This window comes from Bacteroidales bacterium (genome assembly GCA_035299085.1).
Classification (GTDB): domain Bacteria; phylum Bacteroidota; class Bacteroidia; order Bacteroidales; family UBA10428; genus UBA5072.
Genome location: DATGXG010000033.1, coordinates 22,395 through 48,346, shown reverse-complemented (window position 1 = coordinate 48,346; position 25,952 = coordinate 22,395). Strand labels below are relative to the sequence as shown.

At 44.8% G+C, this 25,952-nt stretch carries 14 protein-coding genes; 6 read left to right on the top strand and 8 right to left on the bottom strand.

What is annotated here, in order from left to right; genetic code table 11:
* Positions 1-7: 7 nt before the first annotated feature.
* Both VK179_10445 and VK179_10440 read left to right on the top strand, forming a co-directional pair.
* A complete protein-coding gene (locus VK179_10445) occupies positions 8-2,095 on the top strand; it encodes a beta-galactosidase (GenBank protein HLO59152.1) in 2,088 nt (695 codons plus the stop codon).
* A gap of 549 nt (positions 2,096-2,644) precedes the next feature.
* Positions 2,645-5,242: a TIM-barrel domain-containing protein gene (locus VK179_10440; GenBank protein HLO59151.1), complete on the top strand. Its 2,598-nt coding sequence runs from the start codon at positions 2,645-2,647 to the stop codon at positions 5,240-5,242.
* A 92-nt stretch (positions 5,243-5,334) separates the two neighbouring features.
* Here VK179_10440 and VK179_10435 read toward each other — a convergent pair whose 3' ends face one another.
* The 8 genes from VK179_10435 to VK179_10400 form a co-directional block, all read right to left on the bottom strand.
* Positions 5,335-7,548, bottom strand: coding sequence for a hypothetical protein (locus VK179_10435; protein ID HLO59150.1), 2,214 nt, complete (start codon positions 7,546-7,548; stop codon positions 5,335-5,337).
* Between the two features lie 167 nt (positions 7,549-7,715).
* Positions 7,716-9,038 (bottom strand): family 43 glycosylhydrolase, encoded by a 1,323-nt coding sequence (locus tag VK179_10430; protein ID HLO59149.1) that lies wholly within the window; start codon positions 9,036-9,038, stop codon positions 7,716-7,718.
* Positions 9,039-9,181: 143 nt separating this feature from the next.
* Positions 9,182-11,590, bottom strand: a complete 2,409-nt coding sequence (locus VK179_10425; GenBank protein ID HLO59148.1) for an alpha-L-rhamnosidase C-terminal domain-containing protein — start codon at positions 11,588-11,590, stop codon at positions 9,182-9,184.
* A gap of 57 nt (positions 11,591-11,647) precedes the next feature.
* Positions 11,648-14,347, bottom strand: a complete 2,700-nt coding sequence (locus tag VK179_10420; protein HLO59147.1) for a family 78 glycoside hydrolase catalytic domain — start codon at positions 14,345-14,347, stop codon at positions 11,648-11,650.
* Between the two features lie 57 nt (positions 14,348-14,404).
* Entirely contained in the window at positions 14,405-15,490 is a 1,086-nt protein-coding gene (locus tag VK179_10415; protein ID HLO59146.1) for a hypothetical protein, read from the bottom strand.
* Between the two features lie 17 nt (positions 15,491-15,507).
* Positions 15,508-16,701, bottom strand: a complete 1,194-nt coding sequence (locus VK179_10410; GenBank protein HLO59145.1) for an MFS transporter — start codon at positions 16,699-16,701, stop codon at positions 15,508-15,510.
* The gene (locus tag VK179_10405) at positions 16,702-17,592 is read right to left on the bottom strand and encodes an alpha/beta hydrolase (GenBank protein ID HLO59144.1); all 891 of its coding nucleotides are present in this window, start codon (positions 17,590-17,592) and stop codon (positions 16,702-16,704) included. It abuts the gene before it with no gap.
* 158 nt (positions 17,593-17,750) lie between these two features.
* On the bottom strand, positions 17,751-19,154 hold the full coding sequence (locus VK179_10400; protein HLO59143.1) for a Gfo/Idh/MocA family oxidoreductase: 1,404 nt from the start codon (positions 19,152-19,154) through the stop codon (positions 17,751-17,753).
* 226 nt (positions 19,155-19,380) lie between these two features.
* Here VK179_10400 and VK179_10395 point away from each other — a divergent pair, with 226 nt between their 5' ends.
* Genes VK179_10395 through VK179_10380 form a run of 4 tightly spaced genes read left to right on the top strand, consistent with a single transcriptional unit; the run spans position 19,381 to position 25,933 of the window.
* On the top strand, positions 19,381-20,025 hold the full coding sequence (locus VK179_10395; protein ID HLO59142.1) for a hypothetical protein: 645 nt from the start codon (positions 19,381-19,383) through the stop codon (positions 20,023-20,025).
* Positions 20,012-22,783 (top strand): carboxypeptidase-like regulatory domain-containing protein, encoded by a 2,772-nt coding sequence (locus tag VK179_10390; protein ID HLO59141.1) that lies wholly within the window; start codon positions 20,012-20,014, stop codon positions 22,781-22,783. The genes VK179_10395 and VK179_10390 overlap by 14 nt, the downstream gene beginning before the upstream one ends.
* Positions 22,773-23,903, top strand: a complete 1,131-nt coding sequence (locus VK179_10385) for a DUF4249 domain-containing protein (protein HLO59140.1) — start codon at positions 22,773-22,775, stop codon at positions 23,901-23,903. Before VK179_10390 ends, VK179_10385 begins: the two co-directional genes overlap by 11 nt.
* The gene (locus VK179_10380; GenBank protein ID HLO59139.1) at positions 23,900-25,933 is read left to right on the top strand and encodes a hypothetical protein; all 2,034 of its coding nucleotides are present in this window, start codon (positions 23,900-23,902) and stop codon (positions 25,931-25,933) included. Before VK179_10385 ends, VK179_10380 begins: the two co-directional genes overlap by 4 nt.
* Positions 25,934-25,952: the final 19 nt, after the last annotated feature.

Below are 25,952 nucleotides of genomic sequence, written 5' to 3'. Positions count from 1 at the left end.
TAAAAAGATGATTAAGCATTTAGCCATACTGTTTCTCGCAGCTGTAACATTAGGAAATAATGTAAAATCACAGGATGCCAGTCCATATTTCCCTGAAAAGGAACTGATAACGACAGGCATTTACTATTACCCTGAACATTGGAACGAAAGCCAGTGGGAGCGAGATATCCGGAAAATTGCTGATATGGGTTTTGAGTTTGTCCACCTGGCGGAGTTTGCCTGGTTTAAAATGGAACCCGAGGAAGGCCGGTTCGATTTTGTATGGCTCGATAAAGTGGTAAGCCTTTGTGCAAAGTATAACCTGAAAGTACTGATGTGCACCCCATCGGCAACCACACCCACCTGGATGCGGTTAAACTACCCGGAGACCTTTATAATGGACGGTCATTACATACGGGGCGAGAATGGTACCCGCGGGTTAGAATCTATTGTCAATCCTAAGTTCCGTATGTTTACCGAGAGAATTGTAACCGAAATGGCCAAACGATACGGTCAAAATAACAATGTGATCGGATGGCAATTAGATAATGAACCCCAGGCACAGGCCGATTACAGTCCTTCTTCGCAGGAGGCATTCAGGCAATGGTTAAGAAACGAATACAAAACAATTGATGCACTGAATTCTTCCTGGGGAACCGCTTTTTGGAGCCAGTGGTTCAACAGTTTCGACGAGGTAATTATTCCCAATACAAACCTTGTAGGTTGGTGGGGGAATAATCCACATGCTTTACTCGATTTTAAAAGGTATTTAGCTGATTCGCAGGCTGATTTTCTCGATTTCCAGGCCGGGATTTTACGAAAATACATTTCGAAAAATCAGTACATCACGACTAATTACACGGCCGTATGCACTGGCTCCGATCCACGGAGGACAAAAATGCTTGATTTTGCAACCTACACGGCATACCCGAATGGCGGCAGCGATAATATAGGTGAGCTGGGCTTTCGCTTAGGCAATAGTTCCGCTGTTTTATTTGCGTCAGAGTACTACAAATCGGTTGGAAGTGTTACCGGGGTAATGGAGATGCAACCTGGTCCTGTTAACTGGGGATCGTATAATCCCCTCCTTTTGCCCGGTACGGTGCGGATGTGGCTGTACCATTCCTTTGCAGCCGGTGGAAAAGTGGCCTGTTCCTACCGGTTCCGTCAAATCCTTTACAGTGCTGAACAATACCATTCTGGCGTGATCCAGACAGACGGTGTAACTCCGTCTCCCGGCGGTGAAGATTATATCCAATTCAACAAAGAGATCAACGGATTACGACAACAATACAAACCGGGTGCTAAGCTTCCTGAAAAACTGGCTGCCAGGTCAACGGCTATTCTCTGGAACCTCGAAAATTACTGGTCAATCGACCGGCAGAAGCAGACCTACCAATGGGATACATGGAATTACCCGGTTAAATTTCTTGCACTGGGGAAATCCCTGGGCGCTCCTGTTGATGTAATCCGGGAATCGGATGATTTTTCCAACTATAAATTTTTAATTGTTCCGGCTTACGAAATGGTCGATTCCGCATTGGTTAAAAAATGGAATGATTATGCTGCCAATGGCGGAAACCTGATAATCACCTGTCGCACGGCGACCAAAGACAGGAGAGGTCATTTCTGGGAAGCGGAAACGGCGGCACCGATATCAGGTCTGATCGGAGCACATGTTAAAGCCACCGACATGCTTTCCAATAACGGGAAGGGTGACATTCTGATGGGATCAAATCATTACAACTGGAATAACTGGGCCGATCTGCTTGAACCGGATAAGAATGAAGATGTACTTGCCACATATGATAATCAGTTCTATAAAGGCAAAACTGCCGTTGTAAAACACAGGATTGGCAAAGGTTCTGTTACGTATATCGGTGTCAGTACCGATGATTTTAAGTTGGAAAAGGATATTTTAACTCAGTTATATACCAACAACGGAGCCACCACTGAAGATTATCCGCAAGGTGTGTATGTTTACTGGCGCGACGGTTTTTATGTTGCCGTGAATTATTCTTCGGATGACTTCACCATGAAAATTCCTGAAAGTTCTAAAATATTTGTAGGTGAAAAAGTATTAAAACCCGCGGGTGTATTGGTTTGGAGGGAGTGAATGCAATAGCCCCGGCCTTCACTAGCCCCGCCTTCACTACCCCGCCTTCACTGGCCCCGGCCTTCAGGCCGGGGCCCACACGACACAAATAATCCGTAGAATCCCCCGGCCTTCAGGCCGGGGCTAGTGAAGGGGGTTACAGGTTAATTTTTTGAAATTCATTCGGTGTTTTTTTGGGACCCATGAGACGAATGGGACCAATGAGACGCGAAAACTACCTGGTACATTTATTGAATTCAGGTTCCTCCTTTCAGTCGGAATGACAATATTATGTTGTTAAAGGTTACAACTTGTCATTTCGAGCGAAGCGAGAAACCTAAGTATTAGCTCACTTGGCAATGAACTTCCTGTTCGGGCAGATTGCTTCTGACCGTAGGAACCGGTCATCGCAATGACGTGCTTTTTATAAAATTACTATCTTTAATTACCCAAATTAAAACCGCATGTTAAAAGCAAGGCCGCAAAAATCCGGTTCCATTTAAACCTGGAGGGGTTTTGATTTGAAACGAGTAAAAATGAAGTGATTATTTTAAATGGTATACACATAAAATGAAACCCGTAGTTTTTTTCCTGTTGTTCTTATTCCCTTTGTTTTGCCAGGGACAGGTATTCAAAAGTTTCAACAAAGTAAAGGACGGAGTTGAATTGATATCGTCCGGAGGCATACTGGGAATTTATCCTTTATCGGATAATACAGTCAGGGTTAAGTTCTTTACACGGGAAACAATGGCATTGCCGGAGCTTGTGTTTATTTTCCCAACAATCACACCTGAATTTACAACCGTTGAATCGGAAAAGAAAATAAAGATTAACTGTAAAAAACTTTCGGTTATAATTGATAAACAAAACGGGAAAATAGAATTTGCTGATTCAGTGGGAAGAATCTTCCTGAGTGAACTGGCTGGTTCGCGCAAACTGATACCGGATTCTGTCATGGGTGAGCCTTGTTTTAAGGCAGAACTCAGCTTTAAATCCCCTGTAAATGAGGCTCTATTCGGCTTAGGTCAGTTCCAGGATGGATTTAATTCGATTCGTAGCGTCAGTCGTCGTTTAACCCAGGTTAACTCGCAGATTTCCATTCCTTTTATATATTCAGACAAAGGGTATGGTTTGCTTTGGCATCAATATGGATTGACCGATTTTAACCCCGCAGATAACAAGATTAACCTCGAAAAGCAGGACACTGAAAACCCGGGTGAAACGAACAAGGCCGATGTTACAACCATATCCGGAACACAAAAAGTATCGCAAAATCAAACATTGTATCACGGCCGGTTTACTATTAAGGAGGATGGCGTTTATTCAATTTTTATGGATCTGGAGGATATGGGTAATCGTCATTTTGTTTCAATTGACGGAAATCCATGCATTGATCAGACCAATATGTGGTTACCGCCAACGGCCAGTGCATTGCTTCATCTGAAAGCTGGAGAACACCGGGTACAATTGATATGCAAATCCGATAACAAACCCGGATTATACTGGAAACTAACGGACAATAATACAACTTTCCGTTCCCCCAATGCAAAAGTTCTTGATTATGTGGTGTTTTACGGACCTTCAGCCGACAGCGTAATAAAATCATACCGGAATCTGACAGGAAATGTTCCGATGTTTCCCAAATGGGCATATGGATTCTGGCAATGCCGTGAAAGATATACTTCGGGATCTCAACTGGTTGAAACAGTCAGGGAGTTCAGAAACAGAAAACTTCCGCTGGACGTTATTGTACAGGACTGGCAATATTGGGGAAACAGCGGTTGGGGCGTTCCTCAATTCGACACTGTTAATTATTCCAATCCATCAGGATTCATCAGCGCATTGCATGATCTGAATGCTCATTTTAACATTTCGATATGGTCGAATCCCGATAAGAATTCGGAAATCGGTAAAGAATTCGTGACAAACAACCGTTTTATACCAGATACCAAATGGCTGGATTACTTCAATCCTGAAACACGAAAAGACTATTGGAGTATCTTAAACAGGAATATGTTTGTTCCTGGTGTGGATTCATGGTGGATGGATGCAGTGGAACCGGAGAATGACGCATTAAAGGGAGTACGAACCTACGTGGGTTTAGGAGACTTTTACCGTTTAACCTATCCCTTAATGGTAAGCCAGGCAGTATACGAAGGCCAACGCAGTGCAACTTCTGAAAAGAGGGTTTGCATCCTGACACGCTCTGCTTTTTCTGGCCAGCAAAGATATGGAATCATCAACTGGTCGGGTGATATTGGCGGCACATGGGATGCTTTCAAACGTCAGATTGTAGCAGGATTGAACTTTAGCATTACCGGTCTGCCTTATTGGACAACGGATATTGGTGGGTTCTTCCGCCCGGGCAGTTCGCAATATACCGACGAAAAGTATCATGAACTGCTTACCCGTTGGTATCAGTGGGGTGCATTCAATCCGGTATTCCGGATACACGGTTACCAATCCGAAACAGAGCCATGGAAATACGGACAAGTCGTTGAAGAAAATATGCGCAGTATGCTGAATCTGAGATACCGCTTACTTCCCTATATTTATTCAGAAGCATGGCAGGTTACCAAAAACGGATCAACCATGATGCGGCCTATGGTTATGGATTTCAGTGAGGATACAACAGCACTGGACCAACCATTCGAATATTTATTCGGAAAATCGATGCTCGTTGCCCCGGTCACAGAAGCCGGAGTGAAAGACCGGATAGTATACCTGCCCAAACAGGCTGAGTGGTTTGATTTTTGGACGGGAAGAAGATACAGTGGCGGACATAGTATTAAGGCAGAAGCCCCGCTGAATAAAATACCCCTGTTTATAAAAGCAGGATCTATCATTCCGATGGGTAAAATAGTGCAGTACGTATCTGAAAAACCTGCAGACACTTTGGAGATACACCTATATAAAGGAAAAGATGCTCAATTCGATCTTTATGAGGATGAAGGCGATAACTACAACTATGAAAAAGGAATTTATACCATCATACCCTTTATCTGGAATGAGAGTCAGCAGACACTGACAATCGGTAAAAGGCAGGGAAATTATCCGGGCTGCCTTTCGAAGAGGACCTTTACTATAGTTCTTGCAGATGGATCGGGTAAAAGTGTACCTAATAAATGCGTTGCTTATTCGGGCGAAAGAATGGACATCAAATTCTGACAGGCCGGGCCTATTGAAACGGGTTACAGATAGATCCACTGTTCAGGTTCCTCCTTTCAGTTGGAATGACAGGCCTCTGCGCCCCAGGTGCCTCAGCGGTTTTCCGAAAGCTGCTTAAACAACTCCGCATCCACCTCTTCCAAACCGGTGATGCTGTAAAGATGATTTGCAGTCACCCAGGGAAGCCAGAACCGGTGACCGCCGACACCGCGACCCGGACCTCCGGGACCCATGCGCCAGTGCTCCTGCTGCCAGCCCGGACCTTTCATATCGTACAATCGGCCTGGAATGGCCACCATTGCCTTTGTATTATGCAGAAGAATACGGGCAACGTTAAGGTAATGCCTGTCATTTGTGTATTTATATAACCTTGCATAAGAAGATGCCGACCAATCGAGGTATTCGTCCACCCCGCCCGGATGAAGGGCTGATATGCCCTGCAGTCCAATCGTAGGCACCCCTTTCTTCCAATGCAGAGATGAATCTTCCGCATCCACCGGCATGGGTACGTTCCATATCCATATCCAGCTTTCTGCAAAATCAGCGGCGGTTTTGGCCCTTTCGAGCCATTTATTTTCCCCGGTTGATTCAAAAAGGCTCAGGAAAGCCTCCAAGCTTAACATCCCGGCTTCCTTATCCGTGATATTCGGGTTATCACTAGCACCGCCAATAAAAAGCCCCCGCTTCCCCCAGTTCTCCCATACATAATCGGCAGCCCTTACAGCAGCCTCCCTGTATTTGGGATCTCCTGTTTCTTCTGACATCAGCACCAGCAAAGGTACCGGGCAGTAGCTTGTTGTTCCTGTAGGTTCGGCCACCTCATTACTACCAGCAACCCATCTTCGGGGGAATGACCCGTCATCCCGTTGCTGCAGCAATAACCAGTCGATATACGTTTTGACCCACCCAAACCATTCGGGGTGATCATATCCATGGGTTCGCTCCCGACGATATGCCCTTATCAATACCCGCATGTCTTCAGTTGCATTTCTTAGCCAGGGAGCCACCCAAACATGATTCCATGGTTTGCCGGTTGCAAAATCATACCCTGTTCCCTGTAAAGGTACTGTCGGCAGTGCACCGATAAGCGATGAAATGATGGATAATCCTGTCTGTCGCATTCTCCGACCTCTTTCTGAAGTATCCCTGTCACTTTCGCGTAGTAACTGGTCGGCACACTCGATTGTTTTCCCCACAAAACCCATGGCCGACATGGTCCAGTTCCATTGCCGGTGCTTGGCAGTGTCCATAGGCGAAATCACAAAAGGAATGGCAGTCCGGCCTTCAATGGTTACCGCCTGGGAAACCATGTGATCGGTAAGAATTCTCCGCATCTGCTCTACATCAATCGGGTAAACTTCCGGGTTCAGGGTGCTCCATGCCCAACGCCACGATTGCCGTGTTACTTCGCTGAACGAGGCACTGTTTCCGAACCGGAATGATACCGCGTATTTATGAACCACACCTTCCGTAACCGGATGATAGCGGCGTATCCATCGTGGCTGCTGGTTGGTCTTATTTACGCGTGGATAAACATTTGCCGTACCGGGAAAAATAAAACCGAATGAAACCGGATCTTTGTCTTTTTGCCAGGCTCCCATGGAACCGAAAAGATACCGGGCATCGGTCATTACATCCTGTGCCAGCCTGGTTTCTTCAACGGTGGTTTCACCCCGTGGCGACGGATCTAATATGGCCACATAGGTTCCGTTGCTGAATGAGAGTGCAAAAAGCGGGGCAGCGAGCATATCTTCACGCATCAGAAACTGATGCGCTGCATAATTGGCAGTACCGCCGGGTGAAAGCTCTCCGTCAAACGAAGGATCGCCGTATAGTGCAGCCGGCGCCAGGCAATTTATATCTGTCCATTTTACTGCAGGGTCGACATTTAAAACAACAGAAGAATTAAACCCTTCCGGAGCATTACCTTTCACCTCAACTTTCCTGCTTACTTTAAGTATAGATCCGTTAACACTCCAGCTATCGGTTACATAAAAAATCACAGTTTCATTGTATCTTATTTTAGCCCGGGCAGTCATTCCGGTGGCTGAATTTGTTACCGATTCATAGCCTGCAGAAAACCAGCGGATATCATTTTCCGCTTTATACACTTCGAGGCTTGCGGGTGCAGGTTGACTAATATTAAGTGATTGTCCTTTTTTAATTTCAATACCCCACGAACCGTTGCTGTTTTTAACAAATGAGACTTTTTCACCATTTTCAAGAGGGCCTAGATCTTTTCTCTGTTGGGCAGAAAGGGGAAACAGGAGAGTCAGGAGAGTCAGAAAGAGAAAAAATTTTTTCATGATTATTATATTATTTTCACTGAATCACTTGGCTAAGCAATGCCTGTGCGGGCAGATTGCTTCGTCGCAATACATTTTTACTATAATCATTTATTTTCCAGCTCCTCGCAATGACGCGCTTTTTTTGGCAGTCCACCTATCCAGCATCAAGCATCAAGCATCCAGAATCACTCAAATTTAAACCAATCCACGCCATAACTATCATTTCCCTTTGCGTGAAACCGCAGCCACACCGCGTGAACACCTTTCAGACCGGGGGCAACCGGCACTTTTATTTCAGTTGCCGTTTTTCCATCGCCGTTGCCCGGAACCTCAATGGTAGCCGGTGCATAACTCCATGGCCTGTCGATGGCCACTTCAATACTTCCTCCATCCTTCCCGGGAATCACGCAAAAGGTAACAGATGAAACGCCGTTACCGAAATCGATGTATTTATAGGCGGCCCTGTCGCCCTCCGCAATAGCGGTTAGTTCTTCATTGTCTTTCGCACATGCCTTCACCATAACCTTCCCATGCATCAAACACGCTCTTTCGGCATCCATTTTATTGCGGGCACTGAGGGGACCAGCCGCACCCTGCGTGGTCATTTCAACCTCGTTAATGCTTCCGTCGGTATTGAACGTGATGGGTTCCAGGCAGGCCTTCCGCATGGTATAGCATCCATGGGTTGCCCTGTGATAGAACACATACCATTGTCCGTTAAACTCCACCAACGAACCATGGTTATTCCAGTTGCCCGGATCACTGTGATCATTGTTAATAATGGTGCCGCCATATTTAAATGGCCCCCACGGCGAAGTGCTTGTCGAGTAACTGATGCACGATGCCATATCATGAATGCTCAACGCGGCATAAACAAAATAATAAATTCCCTTTCGTTTTACCATGTATCCTCCTTCATGGAAACGGTGCTCTTTTTCGGTCACTATGTTTTCCCTGATGGTAGTGGAATCAATTTCAACCATATTGGGTTTCAGTTTTGCCATTTTGGCATTCATCTGACCCCAGATATAATAAGCCTGTCCGTCATCATCAATAAATACACAGGGATCAATCTGGTTGAACCCGCCGGTCTTAATCGGGGTTCCGCCTGTAAAAGGGCCTACAGGCGAAGAAGATGTCGCCACACCTTCTGTTTTTGTGTTATTGGCAAGGCAATAGTAAAGGTAATACGTACCGTTTTTATATTGCACATCCGGTGCATACAGGTAGTCATCGGAATACGGCACCTGGTCACCCGTACCTTTGGATGCAAATGAATTTTCATGAATGGTCCATGTCTTCAGGTCAGATGTGGAAAGCACATGGTAACTCCATGAGCAATAATAAGCCGGGCTTTCATCCCTTGAGCCATAAACATAGAGTTTACCGTCCTTCCAAACATGCGCCGATGGATCAGCAATGTATACACCGGGCGGAACAATGGGGTTCTGGGAATGGAGGGGAAGGAGGAGATTCAGCAGGAGGAGTAACAGGGAATATTTCTTCATGATATAAATATTATAAAACAGAAACAGCTACACTTGGCGGGGAACTTCCTGTGCGGGCAGATTGCTTCGTCACAAGCTTCGCAAGCTCCTCGCAATGACGTGCTTTTATCCGGCATCCAGAATCCAGAATCCAGCATCCAGCATCAATCCACCAAAAACTTATTCAATCCTTCCTTAATTTCATTCGTCTGCCCTTTCCAGATCAATCTGCCTGTAAGCCCCTGCGGAAGCGTGATTTCAATATTCCACTTCCCTTTCTCCAGCACATATTTCACAGCAATTTTACCGGCAGGGTGCTGGATTTCACCGGATGCATTCTTAAGGGAACCCAAATGGGGTTCAATTTTTACTTTTGAGAAACCGGGTGCATCCGTATCAATTCCAAGAATGGTGCGGAAAAATTCGATATTGGGACTTGCACCCCAGGCATGACAATCGGACCTGGCCGTATTGATTTGTGAATCCTCGGCCCATGTGGTGAGTCCCATTTTTATATTCTCACGCCAGATATCCAGCCAGTTCATGTAGTTATTTCCTAAACCGGCCTTTATAAGGGCCATATGAAGGTAATACTTGAAATAAATGGAAGCAGGAGTCAGCGTTTTATCATTCACCAGTTTGGCGGCAATATCCTCAATTTTCTTCGCCGGTGCCACACCGGTGAGGATGGCCAACGCATTGGCATGCTGCGAGAATTTGTCCTTTTCAGGAGTATCAGCAAAAAGCCCCTTCGAATCTGACCAATATTTCGACCCGATCGTGGAAGCCAGCTGTTGCGCCCTGGTTTCATATAATTCACCCATAGCTTTCATACCCATCGATTTTTCAAGATGAGCAGCCAACTGGTAAGCCCATAACAGCTGAAGATCATAAACACATGAGCTGCCATTGGCACCTGCCGGTGCCACTCCACTATTCCATTCAGGAACCCAATCGGTGAAATTCCAGTAAGGAACACTTTTCAACGATCCGTCGGCCTGCTGGTACCGGTGGAAGAAATCGAGTATCTGCCGCGTTCCAGATATTTTATCTTTTATGAAAATGCTATCGGGTCTGTACATATAATAATCATGCAGCATTCCGATGTACCATAATGAGAATGTCGGTATCAGCTGGGGCGAAAAGGACGGATGCCGGCTCAAGGTTATACCTTCGGCTATGCGCGAATGATCCATCAGGTTCATCGCATTTCGTGCCAGGCGGTCATCACCTGTATTGTAATAGCTAACCATCGCCTGTATACGGGTGTCGCCTATATACTGCAACTGCTCATAATACGGGCAGTCCACGTATGTTTCAACAGCGCACAACCGGGCTGTCCTCCAGCCGATGTCGAGGAAGTTCTGGAACTCGGGATTATTCGAGACAAACAGCCCGTTTCTCACAAAGGGATATCCTGTAAAGGTTCCGAAAATATCGTCAATTACAAGAGGGTCGTCATGGGTTTGAACAGTTAGCTGGATATACCTGTAGGTTCTCCAGTAAAGTGAGGTGAACTCCTGTCCTAATGTACCATCTGAAATAAGACTGTCTTTTCTGCCAAGGAATAATTTTCCATCAATTTCATTTCTGTTTCCTTTACCGCTTATTTTTTCAGATCCCATATAACCTCCCGGGAATCCGGGTCCTGCCGGTATAAAAAGAGCTTCGGCATATTTAATCTGAATTGAAGCATCTTTTCCGTTACTGAATATAAGTGTGAGGTAAGCATTTGTAAGATTACCGTTATCCAATAATAGTGTTGAACTCGTATTTGCAGGAACGGTGACTTTTGTAGGTATTGCAGGAAAACTCTGAGTTATAGACCATCCCTTTGATAAACGGATAGTTTGCAAGCGCTGAACTGTTAGTTCCCTTTCCGGGATGGATGACGGAACCAGCATCCAGCCGAATGCATCCTGGATACCTTTCGGCGCTCCCCTTGAAGATGAAATTCCTGCTTTCTTCCAGGTTGAATCATTGAAGCTCATCCGGTTCCAGCCTTCCATGTTTTTCCGCATATCAATGAATTCACCGGGACCTGTTACATAATAACCGATCACCTCATTGGTCGTGAGCGGCTGGTAACTGGTGTCGCGAATGCATTTCCAGGTATCGTTTGTATTAATTCCGGCTTGTGATGGCGAATCACTCTGCAGTATAAATCCTGTTTTCCATGAAATCTGGGCTTCAGGCCTGAGGTTGCCTTCATTCCAGATTTTTGCGGCAACTATGTTTCTTCCTTCAACCAGGTAAGGAGCAATATCCACCGTTTCATAATTCCAGTAATAATAATCGCCCCTTGCCGGTCCCACCGATACCAGCTTTTCATTCACATACAGCTTATACCGGTTGTCGGCTGACACATGGATTACATAGGAAGCCGGTACTCCGCTGACATCGATGAGTTTACGGAAAAGATACACCCCGTAACCATTTTCGGGAGCTCCCGGCACAGTGATCCACTTGGCCTCCCATGGTTTATTCAACAAATCCGGGGAAACCGGTTGTGACTGCACAACGAATGCATAACAGGCGATTACCAGGCAGAGAAAAATCCGATTTAATTTCATTGTTTTTATTTTTGGCCGTAGAGACGCACGGCCGTGCGTCTCTACATGTTGAATTAATTATTCTTTTACAAACCTGTAAATTCCCGATCCCAGGTCCAGCTTTACATATCCGTCCTCAACACCTTCTACCCTGATCTCCTTTATTTGAGCCAGCGGCTTTCCTCCTTCGGTGATTTTTGCAGGGTCATTTCCGGGCACAAACACGGTGCAGCGGGTGTTTACCGGTATTTCAACATCCATTCCCAGTTTTCCGTTGTCCAGCTTCCAGCTGTTACTGAGAGTTCCGTAATACGTGTGCAGGCTGGCTGACACTTTTGCAAATCCGCCTCCGATTATCGGTTTTATAAGGCTGTGTTTATAACCCGGTGCGTCTTCATATGTATCCAGCCCTGCCATCGACCTGTACATCCAGTCGCCGATAGCCCCGTAAGCATAATGGTTGAATGAGTTCATACCGGGAGTCTGGAATGTACTGTCAGGCTTCTGCCCGTCCCAGCGTTCCCAGATTGTCGTGGCTCCCATGGTTACAGGATATAACCACGAAGGATAGGTTCGCTGCAAAAGCAGTTGGTAGGCAATGTCGGAATAGCCAAAACGAGTGAGCACATGACAAAGATAGGGAGTGCCCAGGAAACCTGTTGTCAGGTGGTTACCATACGACTTCACATTTTCAGCCAGTCGGTCAGCCGCCTGTTTACGCAATACCTCGGGAAGCATATCAAAATTAAGAGCCAGCACATAGGCAGTTTGTGTTCCTGAAACCAGCCTTCCGTTTGGCGTCATATATTCCTTAACAAAGGCTGCTTTTATTTTATTCAGCAACAAGGTATAAAAAGCCTCATCCTCTGCTTTCCCGAGTATTTTGGCCGCATTGACAAGCAGTTGTGTGGATCGGGCATAAAAGCACTGTGCAATCAGGTATTTATCGGTTACAGCGGCACGGCCGTCGTTATCGTCGTCGGGCCTGTAAAAAAGCCAGTCTCCAAAGTGAAATCCCGTATTCCATAAATCATTCACCGCCACCTTCCGTATGCTTTCGACATACGTTTTCATCGAATTATACTGCTGTTCAAGAATTTTTTTATCTCCATAAACCAGGTACATATTCCAGGGGACTATGGTGGCCACATCAGCCCATCCGCAACTGTTCACTGATCCGGTTCCCAGTACGTTGGGCACTACAAAAGGAACCTTGCCTTCAACCTGGTCGGCTTCCACATCACGAAGCCACTTGGCAAAGAAACTGTTCACATTCATGTTAAATGCTGCCGTGCGGGAAAAAACCTGTGCATCGCCTGTCCAGCCGAGTCTCTCATCGCGCTGAGGACAATCTGTCGGCACATCCAGGAAGTTTCCTTTTTGTCCCCACTGAATATTATGCTGCAGTTGGTTTATTAACGGGTCCGAAGTGGTGAACTCCCCTGTTGCGGGCATATCGGAATACAGGGTAACTGCCTTAAAATTTTCCGGTTTTATTTCTCCGGGATATCCTTCGATTTTCAGGTACCTGAAACCGTGCCATGTAAAATGAGGGTGGAAAAGCTCTTCGCCGGCACCTTTCAGGTAGAACACATCCTGAGCTTTAGCCTGCCTGAGATTTTCAGTATAGAAATTACCGGACTTATCAAGTACTTCCGCATGCGAAAGTGTAATTTTTGTGCCTTCAGAACCGGTTGCTTTCATTTCAACCCAACCCACCAGGTTCTGCCCGAAGTCGATTACCTGTTCGCCTGCCGGTGTCCTGAATATTTTCACCGGGACAAATGTTTCATGCTGTTTTACAGGCTCATTCCATGTGGCTATAAGGGCATTCATGTCAAGATTTGCTTCTTTAACAGGAAACCACTGTGCATCGTTGTAACCTGGCTTATCCCATCCGGGTTTTGAAAGACGCGCGTCATTGATTTCGCCGTTATAAATCTCAGAATAGGTAATCTCGCCGGTTGAAGATTTCCAGGACCCGTCAGATATGATGCTTTCGGTCGTACCATCAGTATAGGTAATATCAATCTGCATCAACAGGGCAATGTCTTTGCCATAATAATTAAGGTTGTTCATATACCCTATTATGCCCCTGTACCAGCCATTGGCCAGCATCACACCAATGGCATTATTTCCGTTTGTCACCATTGATGTAACATCGTAAACCTGGTACTGAAGTCTCTTTTTATAGGAAGTCCAGCCGGGGGTCAGCCATTCGTCACCCACCCGCTGGCCGTTAATAAAGGCTTCATATAATCCGTGTGAGGTAATGAAAGCATATGCAGAAGCTACTTTTTTTGATACATTAAACTGTTTCCTCATCATAGGACTCGGCCTGAGGGCAGGTTCCTCATATCCGGGAATGATCCATTTAGCTTTCCAGTCGCCCGGTTTAAAAAAGCCGGTTACAAAACGAGCCTGTGGACTCCATTTTGAAACCTTATCATTGTTGTCCCATACCCTGACCTGCCAGAAATAGGGTTTACCCGATTCAAGTGCACTGCCGGCATACGGGACAAAAACGGACTGATCCGACATCACTTTTCCGCTGCTCCATACAGTCTTTTTGCTATTCGTGATCACCTTTACTTCATAAGCCGACTGCATCGCATTTCGCTTTTCAGCGGTTATCCTCCATGTAAACCGTGGCTGAAGAACATCAATGCCAACAGGGTGGATCCTGTTCTCAGTCAATAAATCCGTTACATCAATCTGTGCCTGGACAATCATACAAATCACAGGAAACAAAAGCAGAAGCTGAATTCTCTTTCTCATATGGTTCTGGTTAATAAAACTAAAGTTCTTAAAAAAATCGGATTTTTAAGCATCTGACTACTTCAAAAATCCGGAGGCAGGCTTATTTCCTGTGCTTTTCCATTTCCGGAGCATATCAAATGCAATTCCCGTTTGTTGCGGTGTAAAATTGCAGTGTCCCTGGCCGTTTGTATAAATGACGGCCAGGTTTTGCTGCTTTCCTTTCAGATGAACCATATTATCATAGGCATCCACACCCATTTCAGGCGGGATAAGCTGGTCATAAATGGTATGCATTAAAACAACAGGGCAATTGATCTCACCCGTTCTGTCGTATTTCTCATAAAAGTTTTCCGTACCTTTTTTTGCAGGAACCCTTTCAATTTTCAGGTTCAATGCCAGGTCATCCGGAAACCCGGTGTAAACCATGTTTGTGTTATCAAAAGGATTGCCCTGTGCAAGGGAACTGATATCCCGTAGCACCAGATCATCAAACATAATCACCATGGGCAAGTCAGCAGGCTTAAGATCAAAACGCCTGGCAATTAAAGCTGCCAATGCAGTATCCTTTGAAATGGCGGTCTGAATTGCAGGAAATGAAAGAGCCGGAGCTTTTCCCGAAGTCACATCGGCAAGTGACGGCAATACCCCCGGAAAAAACGCTGCAAAAACAGCATTGATGTCAAATGCCAGTTTGGTCTGAAGATAGGGATGATTTGACAACGGGCACATGGGCATGCCACCCTGGTAGTTCTTACCGAAATATTCGATTGTTGCCAGCGTAATTCCGCCTCCCATCGAATGACCGGTTATATAGCACGTGTCCGGTTTCCCGTATTTTTTCACAAAATAATCCCTTAGAGCTTCGGTGTCATCCACACCCTCAACAAGAGCCCATCCCTTTTTGCGGTATGCCGATCGGGCCACTGCAAAACCCCTGTCTAAAAAGGGTTTGAAAGCACCATCGTTGTGAAATTGTGCCGGATTTGAAGGCATCGTGGGCATTTCATAGCCATGTGCATACATGACAAGGTTATGATTCCAGTTAGCTGGTATCGCAATATGATAAACTGCGCCGTTTATACGGCCTGTGTCAATTTTTGCTTCCTGGGCATTCATAAGAATGGCAGCAGACAAGCAGATCAGTGTTAAGATTTTTTTCATTGAAATATATTTATGGTTCAGGTTTTGCGTGTTGAAATAAACAGGGCTAATGTAACACCGGAAAGAATTAGTACTATGAAACCAAGCATGGTAAGCCCGGCGCCCAGCCCCCTGTGATCGGTAACCCATCCGGCCAGGGGTGCGAACAGTGCGAAAAATACCCGGATTGTCAGGTCGCGGAGAGACATAACGGTTGCCCTTATTTCACTTGCCGTATTCTTATTGATATAATCCTTGAGAACAGGTGTGGCGATTCCCCTGAAAAAATAGAACAGAACAAGGACAGGAATTATGGCAAAAGCAGGGACCAGACCAGAAAGAACCATTAGCAACGGGATCAGGACAGCAACCATTTTGAGTGTGTTCGATTCGCCCAGACGGTTTTCAAGCCGGTGCGCAAAAATTGATGATCCCCCGGTAATAAGATTCAGCGATGTCCACACCGTTCCGTACAATGCCAGCGGAAGCAGCATTTTTTCGAAAAGCGGCTGGGCAAACCATGCCATGAGCAAGGTGGCGGCTCCGATTATGGATGAAAAGAGAAGGTTGAAGCGCAGGTCCTTTTCTTTGAAAACAATCCGGTCGACTGTTTTAACAATGTCTTTCCAACCAAGCGATCGCTTCTGTTCTTTTGAAAAGTGAGGCTCCTGAAGCAACAAAGCAGCCGGGATAGCGCTTGATGCGATAATGGCCTGGAAATAAAAAGGGAATCTCAGTGTAATAAGTGCCAGTGCGCCTCCTGCAAGGCCGGCGAAGGCTTCAGAGAAATTGCCCACTGAAGCATTTAATCCCTCGTATTTGGTGTATTGCTTTTCCCTTTCAGCTGAAGCAAGTGTATCATATAACATAGCTGAATCCGCGCCTGAAATGAAAGCCTGCCCGGTTCCCAGCGCAATTTCCGCCAGGAAAAATCCCCAATACGAATGGGTGAAGGCATATATGATAAAACCTGCTGCACCGGCAAAAGCGCCAAAGACAAGCATTTTTTTTCTGCCAAGAACATCGGCGAAATAACCGCTCGGGAGTTCGAGCACCACAATCACGACCGAATACACCGATTTCAGGATCATGATCTGGGTGAGCGAAAGGTGATTTTCCTGGTAAAAAGGGACAATAATGGGCATTACAAGCGAAAACCACTTTGAAAATTTTATGATATTCAGCTTTACAATATTGCTGCGAACATAAGCAGGAAGCGACCTGTAAACCATCTATTGCAGTTTCTTTATCCAGTTAAAAATGGGTATCATCCATTCATCCGGGTTTAACCTGAGAATAAAGGCATGGTCACCTGCTGTAACCAGGTGCATCTCAACAGGAATTCCATTACGGATCAATGCCTGGTAGAACCGGATACTGTTTTCAACCGGAACGGCAGGATCATCACCCGAATGAGTAATCCAGACAGGAGGAGTGTCTTTGTTTACCTGCAACTCGTTAGAGAAGAGTTTAAGCTTTTCCTCTCCGGGATCGGGACCCAGAAGGTTAGTCCTTGATCCCATATGAGCAATTTCAGGATCCGTGCTGATGACAGGATAGCATAAGATCATGAAGTCGGGCCTGAGACTTGTATTTAAAGAATCCGGAATATACGCTTTATTAAAGTGAGTACCGGCAGTGGAGGCCAGGTGACCTCCGGCTGAGAAGCCCATTATGCCTATGCGATTTGGTTTTATTTTCCAATCTGCGGCATGCTCCCTCACTATTTTAATCGCCTGTTGGGCATCCTGAAGAGGTCCGACTGACTTGTCAATCATGATGGAATCAGAAGGCAACCTGTATTTAAGAACGAATGCGGCTATTCCCTGTTTAATAAAAGCCCCGGCAATATCCGTGCCCTCTCCTTTATAGGTTTCTCCTATATAGCCACCGCCCGGACAAATGATAACCGCCGTTCCTGTTGGGTGTTCAGGCAGAAAAATGGTCAGCGTGGGATTTGAAACTTTGGCATAGCCGGTAATCACACCATTCTGAGATGCCTGTAATTCCTTCATATGACCTGGCTTCGAATTGGGTATTTCCCCGGCGTAAAGCGGTATGATTTGCTGGGCGGACATCGTCATTGTAGTTAACAGAAATGGAATTAAAAGGGTTTTTTTCATATTTGTAATCGTTTTTTCTTTGGATGAGGCCCTGCTTGTGCTGGCAGATTGCTTCGCCCCGCAGGAATCGGGGACTCGCAATGACGTACTTTTGCTCACCTCTCTCATCTCACCTCTCGCTCCTTACTCCTTACTCCTTACTCCTTACTCTCTACTCCCTACTGATTTCTCTCCACCCCCGGCTTCAGATCCGTCAATTCCTGTATCTTAACAGGCCGTCCTTCGTCAATGCTCTTTCGGGCAGCGATGCCTATCATAATGGCCATGACACCATCCCTCAATCCTGCTGCATGTTTCAGCGGATCAACCATGCCTGATGGCCTGAAAATATCATCCCTCAGCCTGTCATCACCTCCGCCGTGGCCTGCACGAACCATAGGGACTTTAATCAATTCCGATTTACCGAAATTTTCTGAAATGATCATTTCGTCATATCCTGATTCTTCGCCGACATTCTGACTCATTTCACGTTTATGACGATCAGCCTGGCTTACCTTCTCCTGTGTCCTCCATGGCAAATCCTGCCATGAATCGATTCTTCCTTTCATCCCGTTGAAAGCGATTGTCAAACCCTCATAAGGTGAATAGGCCGTGAGGGAATAGCTCACCTGTACATCATTGGCATACCGGATCTGCACTGCCATTTTATCAAAAATATCAATATCCGTTCTCCACAAACAGTTATCGCGTATGTAACCGTCATACTTTTCATTTTCAACATACAACTGTATCATTTGCGGGTCAGATGTTATATCCCAGTAGAATTTACAGTTTTTCTTCAGGTCACATGTCCTGCACTTATCGCCCCTGAAGGCATTATTCCTGCCATAATGTTCCAGTTTTCCGTAGGCATTTACCTCAACAGGGTCTGAATCAATCCACCAGTTCAATAAGTCAAAATGATGACTGGCCTTATGAACCAACAGGCTTCCGCTCTTATTCCTGTAGCCATGCCACCTGCGGAAATAGTCGGCTCCGTGGAATGTATTCAGGTACCAGTGAAAATCAACCGACGTTACCCGGCCCGCACGTTGTTCTTCAAGAGCCTGTTTAATGGCTGTAAACAAAGTGCCATACCTGTAGTTAAAACCAACTCTTACTTTTTTCCCTGTCCTCCTTTGTGCATCCAATATTTGCTGGCATTTCACCTCGTCAGTTGTAAGAGGCTTTTCGGTGAGCACATCCGCACCGTATTCCAGACCTTTTACAATAAACTGGTTATGCGTGGCATCCACCGTTGTAACAATGAGCATATCAGGCTTTGTTTCCTTCATCATCAGGTCAAAGTCGGTGAATGTTTTACAACCCACGCCCATGTAATTTTTTGCATAGGCCACCCTTCCGGGATTAATATCGCAAAGGCCGACGAATTCAACAAGATCGCCGTATGTATCCACAACCGGTTTTCCCCAGCATGTGGTTCCGCGGATCCCGGTCCCTACGAGGGCAAGTTTCACTTTTGAGCCTGCAAATGCAAAATCTCTTTCTTCGTTGGCTGATCCCAACAACACTCCGCCGGCTGCAGCCAGTCCTGAAGCCTTAATAAACGTGCGCCTTTCCATGATGTGAAAGTTTAAATAAAAAATGAAGGATGGATTACCTACAGTAAACTTACAAAAAACTGCTATTTTTTTGTTAAACATTTCTTCTTCTTTTATTGAAACAATGGATATATTTAACCCCTTGTTGTTCATTTACCAATTCATGTCTGTTTTTTCGAAGGTTATCTTCCTGGTTTGCCTGATTATTCAGGGACATTGCTATTGTATTGCTCAAAATAGGGATGGAATGAGTAATGCAAGCTCATCTATTCTTAAAACTCATACCAACCGGGTATTAGGGCCGGATGATCTTTTAGTTAACGGCACAAGCTATCTCCCTGAAAATTTGTATGCCACAGGAAGCCCGGACTTCGAGTATACCGCTAATGAAGGTTCCGGATTGTTCATCAAAGGTCAGTATTTTGATGAAATCCGGCTGGCTTTGGATATCGTTTCGGACCAGCTGATCCTTATACAGGAATATGGTAACGGACTGGAAAACCGGATTGCCGTCCATGCCGCATATGCTGATTCTTTTCTGCTGGGTAACTATTTTTTTATAAATCTCAGCAACCCTTCAAGGGGTTATTTTGAGAAAATTGCCGGCGGCAAAGTGACCTTTCTTAAAAAGTACAGAAAAGAATACGTTAAGATATACGATGCTTCAAACAGGGGTAAATATTCAGAGCAGAAATTCTCCTGTTTCCTGTTACATGATGGCCGACTTACACTTGTGAATAACAGGATGAGTTTTCTGAATTATTTCAGGGAAAATAAGAAACCAATCCGGGATTATCTCCGGAAAAATAAAATTTCGATAAGGAACGCCTCCAATTCTCAACTGACAGCACTTATGAACTATTGTAATTCCCTTACTGATGAAAAAAATTAGCTGGCTGCCGGTTGTACTTTCTTTGCTCATTTCAATGTATGCTTCCGGCCAGGATTTTAACTGGAAATCTCAGTTTAACGGCCTGTCATGGAATGAATTTGTACATGCCGCAGAGGAGGCTTACCCGGTTAAATTTTACTATGATTCAGACACTCTGCCTCAAATAAAAGTCCCTTTCTTTGCTGAAAGTATTAACCTGCTTTCTGCCCTTGATCAACTGTTGAACAACTACAGTCTGCATGCCATCACAGACCAGAATGGTCATATCTTTATTGCCGCTCAAAGTGCGCAAATCGAAACCATTTCACCGGGTATTTTCAATACAACCAAAAAAATAGTTCAGGGTAATTCGACTACTCCTGCAAATAACGGGAAGAGCTTTATGCAGCTCAATCAACAAATGGCCGAAAGCCGCATAAATGTTGGAAGAGTGAACAATGACGGAAAAATGAAAGCCACCATTTCAGGCTATGTTCATAATGCCGGTGATAATTCTCCTGTAATCGGTGTGCTCGTGAGGGCTGACAAAACAAACGCCGCTGTAATGAGTGATGTCTCCGGATTCTATACATTATACCTTGATAAGGGGGATTACACCCTGATTGCAGGCAACCTTGAGACCAAGGAGAGGAAAATCAATATCAGGGTGCTTTCTGATGGCCGGCTTGATATCATGCTTGAGCCAAAGCTTGTAACACTGAATGCCGTTGTAATCAGCGCCGATAAACAGCAAATTGTGAAGAACACCCAGATGGGATACCAGAGGCTGGCAACCAAGGAGATCAAAGAAATACCCGTGGTACTTGGAGAACAGGATGTGATTAAGGTGAGCCTTTTGTTACCCGGTATTCAAACGGTTGGTGAAGGCAGTTCAGGCGTTAATGTAAGAGGAAGCCCGACCGATCAGAACCTTTTTATTATCAATAACATTCCTGTTTACAATTCATCGCACCTGCTCGGGTTCTTCTCCGCCTTTAATTCGGATGCCATCAGGGATTTTGAATTGTATAAAAGCAACCTCCCGGCTGGTCTTGGAGGAAGACTTTCATCGGTGTTTGATATCCGTACACGCCAGGGAAATCAGAACAATTTCAATGCCCAGGGCGGAATCAGTCCTGTTACAGCCCGTCTTACACTCGAAGGTCCGATCATTAAAAAGGAAAGCAGCTACATGGTGGCTGTCCGTTCAACCTATTCCGACTGGATATTAGGAAAGATTGATGATCCGGATATCAGCAAAAGCAAGGCCGGTTTTGCCGATGCTATTACCGACTTCTCTTTTAACCTGAACAACAATAACAAGCTCCGATTTTCATCCTATCACAGCACGGATCATATCAACCTGATCAATCAAAGCAGGTATGATTACCGCAATAACGGTGCAGTCCTTGCATGGTCGCATCTTATCAGGGAAAAAAATAATTTCAATCTTTCCCTGATTTACAGCCGATACAATTTTGCTGAACGCAATTCAGAAATGGCCATTTCGTCATATAAGGATAATTTCGACCTACAGCACAGTGAAATGAAGGCGGCATATACGTTCAGACCAAAAGATAAACACACTTTCACCGCAGGTATCAATTCGATCCTTTATCTTGCCGACCAGGGAAATTTCAGGCCGCTTGATACGGCATCTAGGGTATCGAGTCTTAACCTTGAAAAAGAGAAGGCAGTTGAATCAGGTATCTTCATTTCCGACGAATGGACAGTGAGTTCAAATCTGACTCTTACAGGGGCAATCCGGTATAACAACTATCTCTATCTGGGTCCCCAGAAATTGAACATTTATCAGAAAGGCGAAGCTGTTACATTGCAGCATGTTATTGATACTGTCTCCTATGGCAATAACAAAGTAATCAAATCACACCAGGCACCCGATCTGAGGTTTTCAGCACGGTATATGATAACCCCGCTTTTTTCTCTTAAATTAGGTTACAGCAGGATGCAGCAGTATATTTTCATGTTGTCGAACACCATTGCAATTTCACCTACCGACAAATGGAAACTGAGCGATAAATACATTAAACCCATGTGGGGAGACCAGTACTCCTTCGGCATATATAATACATTGTTTGAAGGCAGAGTGGATATCACTGCTGAAGCCTATTATAAAAAAGTAAGGAATCTTATTGATTATAAAAACGGAGCCAACCTTGTAGTAAATGAGAATCCTGAAACCGACATTGTTCAGGGAGACCTAAAAGCGTATGGAGTTGAATTCATGGTAAGCAAGCCAAAGGGCAGATTTAACGGGTGGCTCAACTATACCTGGTCCAAGGCAATTGTAAATATACAAAGCACCATTCATGAGCAGCAGATCAATAACAACAAGCCCTTCCCGTCGAATTATGATAAACCGCATGCTTTGAATCTTGTGGCCAACTATAAGTTTTCACGCCGGTTAAGCGTATCATCAAACCTTGTATATTCAACAGGCCGGCCAATAACCTATCCTGTCGGCTTTTATAACCAGGGAAATATAAGGGTTCCGTTGTATTCACAACGTAATGAATACAGGGTTCCTGATTACTTCAGGGTAGATCTGTCATTTAAACTGGAAGGCAACCTGATCTCGGAAAAATTTGCACACGGCACCTGGATGTTTTCTGTGTATAACATCACATCCCGAAGAAATGCCTATTCAATTTTCTACCGTTATGAAGATGGCACCATGAAGGGTTATAAGATGTCAATTTTCGGTGTTCCCATCGTTTCATTATCCTACAGTTTTAAACTCGGAAATTATGCGAATTAAACCGGTATATATCTTTATTGGATTGATTCTAGCAGCATCGTGTCTCGATCCCTACTATTCCGGAATAAAGGATTATATAGATCTGCCTGTTATTGAGGGCATGATTGATAATGGCCCCGGACCATACACTATCAGAATTACTCATTCAACAGCCATTAATGATATGGCCATTCTACCCTTCAGGCATGCAGAAGTGATCATTGAAGATGACCTGGGAGCATCTGAAACGCTGAAAGAAACAGCTCCCGGTGTTTACACTACTGATCCGGATGGTCTCAGGGGTCAGATCGGCCGAAGTTACAGGCTTAATGTGAAGATAGAGGATCGTACATACCAATCACCTTTTGAATTGATCAATACACCCATTGATATTGACACCGTGTTCGCGAAGATTGAAGAAAAATCGGTTACCGGCGGATTTATTGACGGACTTCAGTTTTATGTGAATACAGCCGCAATATCCGACCGGAACACCAACCTGATGTGGACCTATTCTGAAACATACAAATTCCGTGCGGAATATAAGCTCGACCTGATATACCACGGAGTTGACAGCATTGAAAGAGTTTACACCGATACCGGAAAAGTTTGCTGGAAAACCAATTATTCGCAGGAAACTTATACATGGTCGGCACAAAAGCTCACCGGTGACCGGCTGACTAATTTCCCGCTTCATTTTATAAGCACACTCAGCGATAAAATATCAGAACGATACAGCCTGCTTCTTTCTCAATATTCCATACCACTTCCTGCCTATAAATACTGGAGCGAAATTGCAAAACTTCAGGAGGAGGCCGGAGGGATGTATGCAAGACAACCTTACCAGGTGCAGGGCAATATTGTGGATGTCGATAACCCTGATGCTACCGTTCTCGGCTATTTTGTGGCCGCAGGAATGACAACAAAAAGAATATTTGTTGACCGGCCACCGCTTGTTTTCAACTATGAAGAGTGTAACCCCCTTATTAACTTTTACCAGCTGAATAACCCCAAACAGCTTAGATATCCGCTATATGCCATGGAAGTGGGAGGTGACCAGTGGTTTGCCGGACTTCAGTGCTTTGACTGCAGGGTAAAAGGTGGCAAAATTGAGAAACCCGATTTTTGGACAGAACAATGAAGAACATCTGCCTGGGCATAGTATTTTTTATTTTGGGAAATCTGGTTGTAAGCGGCCAGTCATCCTATAGTGAACATGTCACACTTGAAACAGACAGGGATATCTACATTGCCGGCGAGAACATCTGGTTTCATACGCAGTGCACTGAGCCAAAGGCCGATTCACTGTTAAGCCGGATCATTTACATCGAATTATTCGATCAGAAGCTGAATGCCATTAACCGAAGTAAATTCAGAATTACAGGGGGCTCTTCAACCGGACATATTACAATTCCTGCCGATGTAAATACTGGGAATTACTTCCTGAGAGCATATACCCAATATTCACGGAATCTGCCTTCCGACATGATCTGCACTACCCTGCTGACAATAGTGAATCCTTCAAAGCCTCTTTCGTCTGACGAAATTGCAGATGACGAAAACTTTCTTGCAGTTCCGGCACAGGAAAAATTTACAACAGGTGCAAATTCAATTGTACTCAGGTTGACTCCGTCACTTGTAAAGAAGGTTAAGTTGATAGTGCTGTCAGATGACTCAGGAGATACCATAACCACTCAGAATCCTTTTGAGAACGGACTTTGCAGGCTGGACTTCAATCTTAAAGCTATACCGGTTTCCCTTGTAATTACAATTAATCAACACAACGGAAAAGAGATCAGGAAAGAGATTCCCGTTCAGACCCGGGGGATTTCAAATACCGAACCCACGCTTATACAAAACTTCCTTTCAGGACATAAGCCGGGTTCTGCACTGGTATGTTCAGTGGATAAGAAGCAATATAAGGCCAGGGAAACTGTTGCAATTAACCTTCCGTCACAGAAAATAAATCGTCCCTTGTTTATATCGGTTGCTTCGGATGACGGCCAATTCGAAAAGGGCAGTCTTATACCGTGGTATCTCGCTTATAACAAGGCTTTACTGGCGAATTACCTGGATCACCTTGACTTTCTGAACGATTCAATAATACTGCAACTAAATATCCTTGATGTTTTGTATTCTGCAAAAGGAAATCTTAATACTGATGCAACATCCGGTTTCTGGCTTCCAGAAATGAGAGATGCCGGGATTTCAGGAATCGTCAGAAACAGGAAGACCGGGAAACCGGTAAATGGCATTATGGTGTATGCATCGGTTGCCGATGAAAAAAACCAGGTGCATTTATACAAAACCGGTGATGACGGCAGATTCTTTTTAACATTGAATCATCTCACCGGAATTCATAATGTGTATGTAACGCCCGGCCAATCTGATAGTCTTGACCCGGAAATTTTTATAAATTCAGATTTTGAAAGTACCTATCCCGAATCAGCGGAACTTGTGCCTTTTATTTTGGATTCTTCCGATATCCCCATGCTGAACCGGCTGACCCGGAATGCTTCGTTGTGCAGCATTTATCCTAAATATACACCGGGTGAAGAAAAGATCAATTATTACACTTCTCTGCCTTTATTGAAGCAGGAAAAAATGACTAAACTTTCGGATTATATCGAAATGCCTGTAATGACTGAAGTATTTTCTGAAATTGTACCTTTTGTCACAGCAAAGAAGAAGGACAATCATTATTACATGCAGGTGTTTGACGACAGGTTCGGAGTTGCATATAACGATCCGCTTGTGTTGTTTGACGGTATTCCGATATTCGATATGGACCAGCTTATGGAAGTTTCAACAGACAAGATCGAAAGTGTTGAAGTAACCAATAAGACTCTTCATCTTGGTGGTTTTGTGATTAACGGGCTTATCAGCATCCGCTCAAAAACAACCGATTTTGCGGGGATGAAACTACCGACAGCATCACGGTTCATAGAATTTCATGGCATTACAGAAGAAAGCTTTCCGGTGTTTCCTCAGCATATAGACGGTGAAACTGACAGAAATCCGGATTTCAGAACGCTTTTTTACTGGGGAAAAACTTCTCCGGGACAAAACACTATCTCCTTCTCCACCTCGGACCATGAAGGAAAATTCACTGTAAATGTATCCGATGGCAACAGGAAGGGTAGTGTGAATTTCCAGGTTGGTCAACCATAACCGCCAAGTTAAGTAATCT